12 protein-coding genes are annotated in these 14,629 nt (G+C 48.5%); 8 read left to right on the top strand and 4 right to left on the bottom strand.

Annotated elements, in window-relative coordinates; translation table 11 throughout:
- The 5 genes from QNJ26_14670 to QNJ26_14650 form a co-directional block, all read left to right on the top strand.
- Window positions 1-1,419, top strand: a 1,419-nt coding sequence (locus QNJ26_14670; GenBank protein ID MDJ0986783.1) for a thioredoxin domain-containing protein, incomplete at its 5' end; no start/stop codon positions are given.
- A 36-nt stretch (window positions 1,420-1,455) separates the two neighbouring features.
- Window positions 1,456-2,826, top strand: a complete 1,371-nt coding sequence (locus QNJ26_14665) for an aldehyde dehydrogenase (GenBank protein MDJ0986782.1) — start codon at window positions 1,456-1,458, stop codon at window positions 2,824-2,826.
- A 7-nt stretch (window positions 2,827-2,833) separates the two neighbouring features.
- The gene (mutY, locus tag QNJ26_14660; GenBank protein ID MDJ0986781.1) at window positions 2,834-3,928 is read left to right on the top strand and encodes an A/G-specific adenine glycosylase; all 1,095 of its coding nucleotides are present in this window, start codon (window positions 2,834-2,836) and stop codon (window positions 3,926-3,928) included.
- Entirely contained in the window at window positions 3,925-5,571 is a 1,647-nt protein-coding gene (locus QNJ26_14655) for a radical SAM protein (GenBank protein ID MDJ0986780.1), read from the top strand. The genes mutY and QNJ26_14655 overlap by 4 nt, the downstream gene beginning before the upstream one ends.
- 88 nt (window positions 5,572-5,659) lie before the next feature.
- Entirely contained in the window at window positions 5,660-6,094 is a 435-nt protein-coding gene (locus QNJ26_14650; GenBank protein ID MDJ0986779.1) for a hypothetical protein, read from the top strand.
- Window positions 6,095-6,518: 424 nt separating this feature from the next.
- Here the strand turns inward: QNJ26_14650 and QNJ26_14645 are convergent, their stop codons facing one another.
- Window positions 6,519-8,498, bottom strand: coding sequence for an LOG family protein (locus QNJ26_14645; protein ID MDJ0986778.1), 1,980 nt, complete (start codon window positions 8,496-8,498; stop codon window positions 6,519-6,521).
- A 357-nt stretch (window positions 8,499-8,855) separates the two neighbouring features.
- Window positions 8,856-9,029, bottom strand: coding sequence for a hypothetical protein (locus QNJ26_14640; GenBank protein ID MDJ0986777.1), 174 nt, complete (start codon window positions 9,027-9,029; stop codon window positions 8,856-8,858).
- 555 nt (window positions 9,030-9,584) lie between these two features.
- Between QNJ26_14640 and QNJ26_14635 the strand changes: the two genes are divergently transcribed.
- Window positions 9,585-10,460 carry an HAD-IIB family hydrolase gene (locus QNJ26_14635; protein MDJ0986776.1) on the top strand — a complete coding sequence of 292 codons (876 nt, stop codon included), beginning with the start codon at window positions 9,585-9,587 and terminating at the stop codon, window positions 10,458-10,460.
- Window positions 10,461-10,765: 305 nt separating this feature from the next.
- Here QNJ26_14635 and QNJ26_14630 read toward each other — a convergent pair whose 3' ends face one another.
- Window positions 10,766-12,094 (bottom strand): acetyl ornithine aminotransferase family protein, encoded by a 1,329-nt coding sequence (locus QNJ26_14630; GenBank protein ID MDJ0986775.1) that lies wholly within the window; start codon window positions 12,092-12,094, stop codon window positions 10,766-10,768.
- Between the two features lie 237 nt (window positions 12,095-12,331).
- Between QNJ26_14630 and QNJ26_14625 the strand changes: the two genes are divergently transcribed.
- Both QNJ26_14625 and QNJ26_14620 read left to right on the top strand, forming a co-directional pair.
- On the top strand, window positions 12,332-12,991 hold the full coding sequence (locus tag QNJ26_14625; protein ID MDJ0986774.1) for a putative metalloprotease CJM1_0395 family protein: 660 nt from the start codon (window positions 12,332-12,334) through the stop codon (window positions 12,989-12,991).
- Window positions 12,992-13,103: 112 nt separating this feature from the next.
- Window positions 13,104-13,637 (top strand): NUDIX hydrolase, encoded by a 534-nt coding sequence (locus tag QNJ26_14620; protein MDJ0986773.1) that lies wholly within the window; start codon window positions 13,104-13,106, stop codon window positions 13,635-13,637.
- Window positions 13,638-13,988: 351 nt separating this feature from the next.
- Here the strand turns inward: QNJ26_14620 and QNJ26_14615 are convergent, their stop codons facing one another.
- Window positions 13,989-14,444: a pyridoxamine 5'-phosphate oxidase family protein gene (locus QNJ26_14615; GenBank protein ID MDJ0986772.1), complete on the bottom strand. Its 456-nt coding sequence runs from the start codon at window positions 14,442-14,444 to the stop codon at window positions 13,989-13,991.
- Window positions 14,445-14,629: the final 185 nt, after the last annotated feature.

Raw genomic sequence — 14,629 nt, 5'->3', positions numbered from 1 at the left:
GAAGCCAAAGCGTTGAGCATGGTGGAAAAAACCTTAACCGCCATGCGCTTGGGCGGCATCTGGGATCATGTTGGTTTCGGTTTTCACCGCTATGCCACCGATACGCACTGGCTGCTGCCGCATTTTGAAAAGATGCTCTATGACCAGGCCCTGATCGCCCAGACCTATTTGGAAACCTACCAGGTGACCCAAAATCCCTTTTACGCCCAAACGGCAGAAGAGATTTTCACCTATGTTTTGCGGGACATGACATCACCCGAGGGCGCCTTTTATTCGGCTGAAGATGCCGACAGCGAAGGCGAGGAAGGCAAGTTTTATGTCTGGCATTTGGACGCGTTTCAAAAGGTGCTCAACACAGAGGATGCTGCAAAATGGGGTCGGATATTCAATCTGCAGCCGGATGGCAATTTTGAAGATGAGGCCACCCGCCAAAAGACAGGCGCCAACATTCTCCATCTTGACCGGCCCCTGACCGAGTGGGCCAGAGAGCTGAATCTGGCAAGCGAAGCGCTCGATGAACAATGGGATCAGATACGCCAGAAGTTATATGCAGCTCGTGAGAAGCGGATTCACCCCCTAAAAGACGATAAAATTTTAGTCGATTGGAACGGCCTGATGATTGCGGCGCTTTCGCAAGGCGCTCGTGTTCTGGACAAACCCGAATACGCCGCTGCTGCTGAGAAATCAGCGCAGTTCATTTTAACCCGCATGCAGGCTGATGACGACCGTCTTTTTCACCGCTTCCGGGAAGGTGAACTGGCCGTTGAAGCCCAGGCCGCAGATTATGCTTTTTTGATCCACGGGCTGCTCAACTTATACCAGGCAACATTTAATTTGTCGTACGCTGAAAAAGCGGCTGCTTTGCAGGAAAAAATGTTGGCAGATTTTTGGGACCCCGACAAAGGGGGCTTTTATTCGACTGCAAATGAGGGCGAAGCCCTTCCGGTGCGCCCCAAGGAATTGTATGATGGCGCAATGCCCTCGGCCAATTCGGTGTCTTTGCTGAATCTGTTGTGGTTATCCCGTCTGACCGGTGACCCCCAATGGGACACCAAAGCCCAGGAGCAAATGCGCGCGTTTTCTGGTACGGTAAAGGCTCAGCCAACAGCTTTCACCTATTTTCTGCTGGGTGTCGATTTTGCCCTGCGGCCGGGCCAGGAGGTCGTTATCACCGGTGATCCCAACAAAACCGATGCGCAGCAGATGCTGGCAGCCCTGAATCTTAATTTTGCGCCCCATAAGGTCGCGCTGGTCAAATCAGATCAAAATGCTGAGCGCCTGGCCAAATTTGCCGGTTTTACCGATGGCCTGGAGCTTGCCCAGGGCAAAGCCACTGCCCATATCTGCAAAGGTTTTGCCTGCAAAGAGCCCACTTCAGATGTCCAGGAAATGGTTGATCGCCTTGTGGGCAAAAAATAAATCATAGCTAAAATCAAAATAACAGCTCGTGAGCGTATGATTGACATCCCGAAAATCCTCGCAGCGCAAAAGCAATTTTTCCAATCAGGACGCACAAAAGATCTGCAATTTCGCCTAAAAAACCTGGCACGGCTAAAAGAGGCCATCATTCAAAATGAAGATGCCATATTAAAAGCCCTCAACCAGGACCTTTCTAAATCAGGCTATGAAGGCTACCTGTCTGAAGTCGGCTTTATTTTGAATGAAATCCGTCTGGTCAGTCGCAAGCTAAATTCATGGGCCCGGCCGCGGCGTGTCAAAACACCATTTGTCCTGTGGGTGGCTTCAAGCCGCATTTATGTTGAGCCCTACGGGATCGCCTTGATCATTGCCTCCTGGAACTACCCGTTGCAGCTGTCACTGGCGCCATTGATCGGGTCTATTGCAGCCGGCAATTGCAGTGTCATTAAACCATCTGAATATGCGCCCCACACAGCTGCCATAATTTCTGAAATCATCTCTTCTCACTTTGATGATAACTATATTGCCGTCATCGAGGGTGATGCCCAGACGGGTCAAGCGTTGCTTGAAGAGCGTTTCGATTATATCTTTTTTACCGGCAGCGCTGCTGTCGGCAAATTGGTGATGACCGCAGCTGCCAGGCATCTGACTCCTGTCACCCTTGAGTTGGGGGGCAAAAGCCCCTGTATTGTCGATCAGGATGTCAATATCGATCAGGCCGCCCGCCGGATTGTTTTCGGCAAATTTCTCAATGCCGGACAAACATGTATTGCGCCGGATTATCTGCTTGTGCACACATCCAGCAGCCAAAAACTGCGGGAGCTCATTAAAAAATACGTGCGCCAGTTTTATGGAAACAACCCCCATAAAAGCACGGATTATGCCCGAATTATCAACCGGCGCCATTTCGATCGATTGGTTGGTTTGCTGAACGGCAGTCGGATCGTATTCGGCGGTCAAAGTGACCCGCAGGACCTTTATATCGCGCCAACTCTGGTCGAAGATCCTTCCTGGGAGCATCCGGTTATGCAGGAAGAAATCTTTGGTCCCATCCTTCCGCTGCTCGAATTTGATAATTTATCCGAGGTTGTTTCACTGTTGAATTCCCACCCGAAGCCCCTGGCACTGTATATCTTTTCGAACCAACCGCAAAACTGTCAACAAGTGATTGATGCGGTATCTTTCGGCACCGGTTGCATCAACGATACGGTCATTCAGGCCGGCAACGCCCATCTCCCGTTTGGCGGGGTGGGAAACAGCGGTATGGGGTGTTATCATGGCAAAGCCAGTTTTGATACGTTCTCCCATCATAAAAGCATTATGAAAAAATCGTTTACGTACGAGCCGCCTTTGCGTTATCCACCTTATAAAAATAAACTTTCCATTCTTAAAAAAATTCTGAGATAACTGTTCCATGACCAGCGCAAATCTGAAAGTTCTCCAAAAACAATTAATAACCTGGTATCAAGAGAATCTGCGGGATTTGCCGTGGCGTCGATCCAGCAACCCGTATCATATATGGGTTTCTGAGGTCATGCTGCAGCAAACCCAGGTCAATACCGTTTTAAAATATTACCGGCGTTTTATTAAAGCATTTCCGAGCGTAAAACGCCTGGCGCAGGCGGATGGGCAGTCGGTTCTCAAAATGTGGGAAGGGTTGGGATATTACGCACGGGCCCGCAACCTGCATCGGGCTGCACAGAGCGTTGTCCAACAGCAAAGCGGAAAGATACCGGACACCTGGGATGCTTTTCACGCTCTGCCCGGTGTGGGCGATTACATCGCCGCTGCTGTACTGAGCATCGCCTTTGAGCAGCCATATGCGGTGGTGGATGGCAATGTCAAACGCGTGCTGGCCCGCCTGTATAAAATCAGCGCCGCGGTCAATCAACCCCAATCCTATCGCCGGTTTAAATCAACCGCGCAAAAGCTGTTGGATGTAAAGCGGCCGGGCACCTTTAACCAGGCCATGATGGAACTCGGCGCCTTAATCTGCAAACCGCGCCATCCCGCTTGTGATGTCTGCCCGCTAAATCAAATTTGTCGGGCATATCAAACCCAGCAGGTGGCCCTTTTTCCGAAACGGATAAAACGCGCAGCCACGCCGCAATATCATATTGCGGTGGGGGTGGTTTTTAAAAATGACCAAGTTCTCATCACCCAGCGCAAGCCCGAAGGGCTGCTGGGTGGCTTATGGGAATTTCCGGGCGGCAAAATCAGAGATGGTGAATCAGCGTCTGCAGCCTGTATAAGAGAAATCAAAGAGGAAGTTAACCTGCGGGTAAAGATCGATCACCATCTGACGCAGGTAAAACACGCCTATACCCATTTTAAAATTGTCATGGAGGTGTTTTGCTGCAAGTATGTCTCCGGCAGGGTGTATTTGCGCGGACCGCAGGCATTTCGCTGGATCCGCCTCGCTGAATGCAAACAGTACCCGTTTCCCCGGGCCAATCATAAGTTCATTCCATTATTAGAACACTTTCAGCGCTCATCGGGGGCGCCATGACATCAGCAGATATGACGAACATCCTGCTTGTGCAGCCGCCTATCCGCGATTTTTATTTAACAACCAAACGCACCATCCCCCTCGGGTTGGCCGGCATTGCCGCCGCTTTGAGGGATGCCGGCTTTTCAGTTCATATCCTGGATGCCCTGGCCACCCAGAAATCGCGCAAACTCAAGCTGCCCGCTGAAATGGCCTATTTACAATCTTACTATAATAGATCCGATCGATCCCCGTTCGCCCTGTTCCATAATTACAAACATTTTGGCTATAGCTTCGACACCATAGGGCAACGGGTTAAAACCGCACAGCCGTTTCTGGTGGGTATTTCTTCACTTTTTACGGCTTACGCGCCAGAGACCCTCCGCACTGCAAAGGTGATTAAGACCCATCATCCAACCTGCAAGATCGTCGTTGGCGGTCACCACCCCAGTGTGCTGCCCGAACAGGTGATGGCTTCATCAGCTGTCGATTTTGTCATCCGCGGCGAAGGTGAAGTGTCAATGCCGTTGCTGGCCAAAGCGCTTCTAGATGGGTCGTCATATGAAAACATACCCGGTCTGGTTTTCCGCAAATCGGACGGCTGCCTGCATATCGGCGATCCGGCCATTATGGAGCATTTAGAAGACTACCCGTTGCCGGCCACCGACCTGATCGCCCGGCGCTATTACGGTCGCAACAAAAAAACCAGCACAGCGGTGGTTGCCAGCAGGGGATGCCCCTGGAATTGCAGCTATTGTTCGATGGGGGCTGCATCGCCTTTTCGCTATCGCAGAAGAAGCGTGGCTTCAGTGATCGCTGAAATCGAAAAAGCAGCCGATCAGGCCGAGATTGGATTTATCGATTTTGAAGATGAAAATCTTTCGCTCGAGCGGGCCTGGTTTCTGCAATTATTGGAAGCTATCCGCAAGCGCTTCAAGGGGGCTTTGCCGGAGTTGCGTGCCATGAACGGGCTGCTGCCGTCCACTCTGGATGAGCAGGTCATCGTTGCCATGCGGGCGGCCGGTTTTCGAACACTGAACCTGTCGCTGGGCAGCATGGAAGCTGCGCAACTATATCGATTCCAAAGACCGGATGTTCGCCGCGCATTTGAACGCGCCCTGGAAATAGCCTGCAGCAACGGTCTACAGGTAGTCGGCTATATTATCATTGGGGCACCGTTTCAAAAACCAGACGATTCTCTGAATGATTTACTGTATTTGAGCAAGCGTAGCGTTCTGGTCGGTGCCTCCGTCTTCTACCCGGCACCGGGCAGCAAAGATTATGCGCATTGTGCCGCCTTGGGTTTGCTGCCCGAAACCTTCTCCTGCTTTCGGTCCAGCGCCCTGCCCTTATCCCACACCACCACCCGCAAAGAAACGGTGACGTTGTTGCGGTTGACGCGAATCGTGAACTTTATGAAATCCCTTGTGGATAGCGGTCACAAATTGCCGCAACCGACACCCGCCAGCAAAGCTGTCAACGTATCGCAAGATCGCCAAGCTATCGGAAAACAACTATTGCAATTCTTTTTGCACGATGGAAAGATCAGAGGTATCACCTCGCAAGGTGAGATTTACGAACATGAGGCTAGCGTCGAATTGATCCGGGAATTTCATCACCGGTTGACGGTAACTGACATAAAAGGGGTTGTGGTCGACGGATAACATCATTTTAGTAACCATCGCACGATCAAATTAGAGACAACGCGCTTTTATACAAGCCTGAATCTTGTATGATAATTAATGTGAAGAGATGAAAACATACGATCCCAGAATGCATTCAGCCGAGCATCTTCTCAACCAGACAATGGACCGGTTGTATCAATGCGGCCGTTGCTTTAACGCTCACATTGAGCGTAAAAAATCCAAGTGTGATTACCATTTCGACAAAGCCCTGAGCGCAGCTGAAATCGAGGAAATCCAAAAGCAGGTCAACCAAAGGATTCAATCCGATTTGCCGGTGAGCGAAAACTTTATCTCAAGATCAGACGCAGAGAAACGATTCAATGTTGAAAAACTGCCGCCCGATGCCGGAGACAGAATTCGGATTGTCAGTATCGGTGATTATGACCACTGCCCCTGCATTGGCCCGCATGTCCGTTCAACCGCAGAAATCGGCATATTTAAAATAACTTCCACCAGCTTCGAAAATGGCGTCTGCAGGATTCGCTATAAACTCGAGAGTTGATTATCCTGCGCAGTTGGCAATGGATACCGAGGATGATTGAAAGACCGCTGCCTAATCTCGTACTCGTCCTCGTACTCGATAATGAAATTTTTTGAAAAGAGTTAAAGTTGTCTCAAAAATAGGTGATCATCCACAAGGGCTTAAGCACAAGACGGGATTTCGCATTAGACCTTGTTTAGATTGAGGTGATGAAAAGGCAAATATCTCTCAACCTAATTTAAAAAATCCTCACCGAAAATCTGGCTAAAGCTAAACAACAGTGCCAGAAAATAGAAATTTAAACCCATCTAAAAAAGCGTGGATAAGGGTTCATGGCAAGGCGCGCTTCGGCGAAAAAGCGGAGCATACACGTCAGTATGTGAGCATTTTGAGGCGAATCGCAACACAGCCATGGGCCCTTTAGACGCGTTTTTTTAGATGGGTTTTAGAAGAGTTGAAGGCGGGTCCGATAGGCCTCAACAACCTCTTCAGGATCATCGGTGATCACAATATTTTCCTGAATCCAGGCGGGCGCCCGGCCATGATGGACCATATCCTGAATTTGCTGATCAATGCCGTTCCAGTATCCCTTGCGGCTTTCGGTATCAAACAAAATGACCGGCACCTGTTCCAGGATAGAAAGCTTCATATTGCACAGTGTTATTCCCAGCTCCTCAAGGGATCCCAGACCGCCGACATTAAAAATCGGAAAAGATGCCACCTCAAACCATTTTTGCCGGCTGTGTCGACAGGTGGCCTGAAAGACCTGACAAAAATCGACATCGGTGGTCATGGATTGATCGGTAATATCCAAAAAATTGGCCCCGGACAAAATACCGCGGTTGCGCGCCAGCGTATTGGCTTGCTCCATGACACCGCTGCCACCGCCGGTAACAATGCCGATGCTTTGGCCCCAGAATGCGATCAATGCATCCATTAGATGCCCCAGACGTCCCTGACCCTCTTTTGAAAGCCGCATATTTGAGCCATAGAAGGCAAACAGCATCGACTTGTGAAAATCAGCCATTCGTTCAGGCAGTACGAAATAACCCATGCCGTCGCGCATGGTGTGGACCATGAGGCAGCCGTTCAAGCCCGATACCCAATACACTTCAATGCCGAACGCGTGGTATTCCTGTAAGCGATTGTGATCCAGTTGTGACAGAAACGGGCCATGCTCGCAGGAGGGCTCGTAAAAATATAGTGCCTTGAGTTTTCCGTCGCAGGCCAAATTGATGATATCGCGATGCTCAATTAAATTCGGGAAATACTTGATGGCCATAACACCCGGTGAATCTTTAAAGCTATCTGCCAGCTTGGAGGTCGCATATTCATGATTGCATTCACTGGTCGGGGAAAAATCGCGGCGTGCAACCGCACACAATGCATGGGTCGCTTCACAGGCACTGTCGGGTCCGTTTAAATAGATGCGCGCATTTTTGAGGGCATTCATTTTATCTTCAATAATTGCGACTGGTTTGTCCAGGTAGTGACAACTAATGGGTTTGGGAGGCTCAAATCGCTTTTCCAGCTCGCGCATTTGCCGGTAGCTGAAAAAAGTACCGTTGTCACTGCTTTTTTCCGGATTCATGCTGTTTTTGGATTTGGCAACATTGTACACTTTGGCGCTGATCAGCGGATTCACTATGGGATGACGTGTGTGGTTGACGATTTCCAGATATATGCGAATGCCGCGGGTCTTGATGGGGTCCAGAACTGTGGCCGGTAAATTTCGGCCCAATTCAAAACCGCTTTGCAAAACAACATAATGCTCATTGAGATACATGGAGCAGGTCGTCACAGCACCTTCGCCGGGTGCAATATTGAGCGCTGTTACCGATTTGCGCACCTGGTAGCGATTTAACAGTTCCCGTCCGTCTTCGCGAAGCAATATACGCCCCAGTGCTTCCTGATCGAGGGGCTCCTTCAACTCGCAGATGACTTTGTGGGGAGCAATCACGATACTGCCGTCGGCTGAAATCGTGGTGGAAGCCGGTAATTTGAGCTGGGAGTGTTCGATGGCCTCTAAAACTTCATCAGAGGTCAAAAGCGCTTCAGGATCGCAGAATACCAATCGCCCGACCGGCAATCCCAGGGTAATAAATTCACGCAACGCTTTGAGTCCAGGATAGCCTGGAATGACCGGTGAGGCCACTTGGTTTAAAGTGATCTGATCACCTGCCAAGGCTTCGGCTGTCGGCGGTTCGCATTTGATCTGGACACCCAGACGGGCAATTCTGGATCGTTCGCTAAAAACAATATGCTCGGATTGTTTTTCCAGTCGCGCAACAAGCGGATCGTTTAAGCCGAAAGTCGTTTGGAAAGTTATTTCCCGGGAATTTGAATCCACTATTTTGGTGATGACCCCATCAGCGGATTGTATCAATCCACGGTAAGTAAGATTTTCCCGCTCTGCTTTGGCCATTTATCAGTCCTCAATTCAATTATGTATGATATTTATTGGTATGACCGCCCTCAATTACAACGACCATGAATGCCGGACACTTGAATGGGTCCAGCTGAGGATGGTTTGCAATTCATGTGATAGATTGGTAACGCGTTGGTGATTCGCAACAATAGACTGAAGTGGCAGGGAACCGCTGCCATGCGTTTATTATACAGTTTATAAACGGTTTCATCTATAAAAACTTAAGAATTTATGGGCTGTTGACAACTATTGATGTGTGAAAGTCGCGATCAAAAGGCTGGTGGTGAGATGAATTGAATTAAAAATCACGCAGCATCCAATAAACGAATTTTGACATACATGGGGTGTTAGATGTTAGATGTTCGGATTTTCAGTCAACATGTTTTCGATAATCTTAATCAGCGATGTATCGGTGATCAGTTCATCTCGTATTCTATTGAGCTTTATTTCCTTTAGCATCATATTGTCCAGAACCCACCCGAATCCCAGTTGCTCAAAAAAAATTATGGTCTCCTTATCTACTGCCAAAACGCATCCTCCGATCAATATATGAATTTCGCTATCCTGCCGTTGTATTTTTTTTCGTCCTCGAGCTCATCTCGGCCTGTTCTTCAGGTGTTTTGTGTGCAATCAAATTCTAAAAACATCCTGATTTCCATGTATTTTATATATCGTCACTTTGGGCCGATAGCTTTAGGTAATTATCAATGTCGGAAAATCCAACACTCGAAGTTGCCTCAAAAATGCATCTAACTCTCAAGGGCTTTGTTGAAAACCAATTTAAAATACTCGAATACTATCGTGTATGCTCCGTTTTTAAATTGGTTTTCGCCGCGCCCTTGAGCGTAACCTACTATTTTTGAGACAACTTCAACTTATGGATAGTTAAAATTATTAAATGTTTTAAGAGGGTTATAATAATAATGCAAAAAGGAGTAAAATTCATGACATAGGGTTTTTATTTGACAGGGTAAAGTCTTGATTCTATTATTTTATTATTCTTGCAAACGATGAATCCACATAGAGTAAAACTTCGGGTAAGGATTAAAAAACGCTTTTGATGCCATGAGTATTTCTTACGAAATGTCGCGATCTGAATGGGGAATTGAGAACAATTTTAAAGGGTTGTTCGTTTGTGATTTTGATGGGACTTTGCTGCGATCAGACCGCAGTTTTTCCGATCAGGATTTGGAAGCCTTAAAACACATCGGTGAGCTTGGTATCGTCAGAGCGATTGCCACCGGCCGTTCATTCTACTCCATCAATACGATTTCAATTTCACATCTGCCGATTGATTTTCTTATATTTTCCAGCGGTGCCGGTATCAATCGGCATCCTGCGGGCTGGCTGATCCGCAGTTCGGGTCTGGAAGAGCATCAGGTGCACCAGGCGATAAAAATCCTAAAGACAAATAACCTTGATTTTATGGTTCACCGCCCGGTTCCGGAAAACCATGCATTCAGCTATTATGAAGCCACCAAAAACAACTCGGATTTCAAAAAACGCATCGAGATCTATCAGCAGTTTGCACAGCCGCTGGAAGCCAACCCGGATGGATTTGACATGGCGGCGCAGCTGCTTGCCGTGGTTCCGCCCGAAGATACCCGCCCGCTGATGCAAACCCTGCGCAAGGATTTACCGGGCTTCAGTGTAATCCAGACGACATCGCCGTTAGATGGGCGCTCCACCTGGATTGAGATTTTCCCGGCAACTGTATCAAAAAGTCTCGCTACCGCTTGGCTGGCCGAAATGTTTAACCTGGACGCCCATCAGGCGCTTTCGGTTGGTAATGATTATAATGACCTAGATCTGCTGGAATGGGCTGGAAGCAGCTTTGTGGTTGCCAATGCGCCGCCGGATCTGGTCGAACGATTCCCGACCGTTGCCTCCAATGACGATGGCGGTGTGGCGGAAGCCATTCATCGCTGGCTGGCCTCAAGTTTATTCAATCACACATAAGCTTCTTGTTGCGCGCTGCGGGTTGCGGGTTTCGCGTTGCAGGTTGAATGGTCGGCCGGGCGCGGTTTATTCCCGCCCGCATGGAATCAAAATCGATCTTATTGACCTATACATTCCAAAAATGTTTCAAGTATTGAGATTATTTTGACCATAAAATAGAAGCTGCCTGCAAAATAGCAGATCACGCTTAAGGGCAAGGCGCAAACCGATTCAAAAGTGGAGCATACACGACAGTATTCGAGCATTTTGAATCGGTTTGTAACACAGCCCTTGAGTGTTAGATGCATTTTGCAGGCAGCTTCTGATTAGCCGGCAACTTCCTTGACTGCCTCTTCAAAAATAGTCAACCCCAGATCGATTTCCTTAGCACTGACCGTCAACGCCGGGCAAAACCGGATGCTGTTTGCGCCGCAGCCTAAAATCAGCAGGCCTTTTTCAAAGGCCTTGCGAATGATGGCCGGCCGCCATTTGGTGGCCGGCGCTTTGGTCTCCCGGTCTTTGACAAATTCGACCCCCACCATCAGGCCTTTGCCGCGGACATCTCCCATGCATTCATAGGTCTTTTGGAGCTCGTGCAGGCCCTTCATCAGCCGTTTTCCCTGAGCAGTGGCATTTTTCATCAAACCCTTTTCCAGCAGTTCAATGGTTGCCATGGCAGCCTGGCATGAAATCGGATTACCGCCGAAAGTGGACGCATGCGAGCCGGCCTCCCAGTTCATAATCTTGGCCGGCGCGACCATGGCGCCCAGCGGCATACCGGAAGCAATCCCTTTGGCAATAGCGATAATGTCGGCTTTGGCCTTGAAGTGCTCGATGGCAAACATCGTACCGGTGCGTCCCATGCCCGACTGCACTTCATCGGCAACGTAAAGGATCCCGTACTTTTTAGCGATGCGATACATTTCCTTGTGGAATCCCGGAGGTGGAACGATGTAGCCGCCCTCACCCTGGATGGGCTCGATAAATATGGCAGCCACCTCCTCTGGCGGAACGGTGGTGCGAAATAAGGTATCTTCAATCCATTTGACGCAGAACAGGTCGCAATCTGGATAGCACAAATTGTAGGCACATCGATAGCAATAGGCATACGGAATATGGGTAATGCCGGGCACAAAGGGGTTATAGTGTTTTTTCTGAACGGTTTTGCTGGCTGTCAAAGATAAAGCGCCCATGGTACGCCCATGAAAAGCACCGAAAAAAGCGATATTCAGCTCGCGTTTGGTATGCCAGCGCGCCAGTTTAAACGCTGCTTCTACAGCTTCTGCTCCCGAGTTTCCAAAATACACCCGTTTGGATCCATTGCTCGGAACGACGGATGCCAGTTTCTCCGCCAGCTGAATCTGCGGCGTGTAGTAAAAGTCAGTTCCGGACATGTGCAGCAGCTGCTCGGCCTGGTTTTGAATGGCTTTCACCACTTGCGGATGACAATGGCCGGTGGCATTCACGGCAATACCGGCCGTAAAGTCCAGAAAAGTGTTGCCATCAACATCATGAACCCACATGCCTTCGGCCTTATCAACCACCAGCGGGTAAACCCGGGTGTAAGATGGCGAAACGTATTTTTTATCCAGTTTAATTAGTTTTTTGGCGCGCGGTCCCGGCAGTTTCGTTTTAATCGTCGGTTTCTTTGGCATGGCTCCTCCAGCAAGAGATTCAAACCCAATCTGAATATCAGCCTTAGCTGTAATTCAAATTCTATCTATATGCTTATATTACAATAGTTTACCTTATTATTGGAAAAAGTGCAAGAACGTGCTGCCTTTCGCAAAAATACCGTTAAGAATGCAGATAAGCAAACAGCATGAATCTGCTACAGTTTTAGTTGCTTCTGACCGATAATCGTATGGTTACCCTTAAATTAGAGAGGTTACATGATCGCACCCTTAAATACGCATTTTGCATCCGCACCGTTGGAGCATATCGGCGGCAAACAGCCCGTACCGCAAGGCATATCGACAGATGGGCAACAGCGGCCAGAAAAAGCGGACAAGGTGCGGATATCTGATCAAGCGCGCGAAAAACAAAGCGCCCAGGCAAATGAAAGTGCCGGCATCAAAGATCAAAACAACCTCAGTGAAGAAGAAAAACGTGAAGTCGAGAAACTGAAACAGCAGGACCAGGAGATCAAGGCCCATGAAAGGGCCCATATGGCAGCCGGTGCAGGTGTCGTCAGGGGCGGTGCCAGCTATAAATATGAACACGGTCCGGACGGGAAGATGTACGCTGTCAGTGGCGAGGTCAAGATTGATACATCCAAAGAAAATGACCCCGAAGCGACCATTCGCAAAATGCAGCAGGTAAAAAAAGCCGCCCTGGCACCGGCCCAGCCTTCAGCACAGGACCGCAGTGTAGCTGCCAAGGCCGCCCAGATCGAAGCTGAAGCCCGCATAGAGTTACAGGAACAAAAAGCAAAAGAAGCGGAAGAAAATTCCCCTAACCCTGAAGAATCCCCTTTTGGTATTGCCGCAGATCCATTTGCTGATCCAAGCAATTCTGACTCAATAGGCCACAATCTGAGTATTATGGCATAATTCAGATAATCTGAGGTTCGCGCTACAGCTATTTTTTACATTTTAGACCTAATTGTGATAAGATCCATTCCTCACTATAAAATTCAGAAAACCGCGAGATTGGAGCCCTTATATGACGGCAGTAATCAACAGGAGTGTAACGCTTCACCAGGGGCGGGTGTTTAATCTGGTAAAAGAAAATTACACTCTGGATAATGGCGTGACTTCGGAGATGGACTTTATTCAACATCCAGGCGCAGCGGCCATGGTGCCCATGTTGAATTCGACCGACGTCATTTTAATCAAACAATATCGGCACGCCCTGCGGGAATTTATCTGGGAAATTCCGGCCGGCACTTTAGATCCCTCAGAATCGCCCTTGAATTGCGCTCAGAGAGAGTTGATAGAAGAAATCGGGTATTCGGCAGCCGACTGGCAGCCACTGGGAACCATTACCCCTTTGCCGGGCTGCTCGGATGAACGTATTCATATTTTTCTGGCATCGGATTTGCGGCAGGCTGAACAGGATCTGGATGATGATGAATTGCTAAAAGTGCATCCGATAAAGCTGGAGAAGGCTATGCAGATGATTTTGACAGGTGACATCAGCGACGGCAAGACCATCTCCGGGCTGTATCTGGCCTACAACTGGCTTCAAAATAATTAACCTGGTATTTGCACTGATTTTTTTTATTAACCGCAGACGCACGCAGACATTCGCAGACACTATCTTTTCCTTGCTCGACCCGTCTTCGCTCCGGTGAGCTTCGCCGCGGCAGACTTGAGCAAGGAAAAACTGCATGCCCTTCGGGCAAACAGTTTTTTTCTTTAAATAAAAATTGGTAACTTTATTGTGCCCAAATGCCACAGACAAACCTTGGGATTTGAGTTTTAATCGCAAAGCGATTGGAGGATTTTGTCCGGTCAGGTCGACCGGATAAAAAAATTAAGTCTGCGGGCGTCTGCGCCTGTCTGCGGTAAATTAAAACTCAAAGCCTCTGACGGCTCTTCTTAATCATCAATCGGATTTTTTGCCGGTCATACTATGAATTTCCACTTTTATGACCAGCGTTTTGCTTAACGCTTTATCGGCATATTCAAAATCACCGTCTGCATACTGCCCCATGATAATATCAAGCGCCCGGCACTTTTCCGCAGAATCCTCTACAAAACTGGCCGTTCCATAGCCAATCACACTTCGGAAATTCATCCCCCAGGCACAGGCGGTTTTACCGGGGTTGATCTTCGTGTTGACCTCAAATTCAAAACACACCCGGTTATTGCGGTTTAAGATCTCAATTTTTCGACCTTCCCGGGCCGAATGGAAATACAAATGATTGCCATCATAACCAAAGCACAGCGGCACAATGTAAGCCACGCCTGCATCCGCCAATCCCAGCCGGCAAACCTGTGAATCACGTATAATGGCATCCATTTCAGTTTTATCGGTGATTTCCTTTTCTTTTCTGCGCATACCTAACCCCTTTTTATTTATTGATCGTAGACACACATGGCGAGTCCAGTGGTAAAGTGACCGCAACTCTCTATCATAAACCTTCTTAAAATATCAATATAGTGAGATAACTTAACCTCTGCAGATCGGTTTAATGTGAAAGTTGTTTAACGATTGTACGCCGTTATGCAGCACAGCTTAGATTC

It is taken from the genome of Desulfobacterales bacterium (genome assembly GCA_030066985.1).
GTDB lineage: Bacteria > Desulfobacterota > Desulfobacteria > Desulfobacterales > JAHEIW01 > JAHEIW01.
This window is presented reverse-complemented; position numbering and strand designations above follow the sequence as displayed.

Coding starts and splice junctions, on each gene's coding strand:
- mutY (MDJ0986781.1), top strand. CDS start 2,834: ATGACCAGCGCAAATCTGAAAGTTCTCCAAAAACAATTAATAACCTGG.
- QNJ26_14650 (MDJ0986779.1), top strand. CDS start 5,660: ATGAAAACATACGATCCCAGAATGCATTCAGCCGAGCATCTTCTCAAC.
- QNJ26_14620 (MDJ0986773.1), top strand. CDS start 13,104: ATGACGGCAGTAATCAACAGGAGTGTAACGCTTCACCAGGGGCGGGTG.
- QNJ26_14630 (MDJ0986775.1), bottom strand. CDS start 12,094: ATGCCAAAGAAACCGACGATTAAAACGAAACTGCCGGGACCGCGCGCC.
- QNJ26_14625 (MDJ0986774.1), top strand. CDS start 12,332: ATGATCGCACCCTTAAATACGCATTTTGCATCCGCACCGTTGGAGCAT.
- QNJ26_14645 (MDJ0986778.1), bottom strand. CDS start 8,498: ATGGCCAAAGCAGAGCGGGAAAATCTTACTTACCGTGGATTGATACAA.
- QNJ26_14665 (MDJ0986782.1), top strand. CDS start 1,456: ATGATTGACATCCCGAAAATCCTCGCAGCGCAAAAGCAATTTTTCCAA.
- QNJ26_14635 (MDJ0986776.1), top strand. CDS start 9,585: ATGTCGCGATCTGAATGGGGAATTGAGAACAATTTTAAAGGGTTGTTC.
- QNJ26_14615 (MDJ0986772.1), bottom strand. CDS start 14,444: ATGCGCAGAAAAGAAAAGGAAATCACCGATAAAACTGAAATGGATGCC.
- QNJ26_14655 (MDJ0986780.1), top strand. CDS start 3,925: ATGACATCAGCAGATATGACGAACATCCTGCTTGTGCAGCCGCCTATC.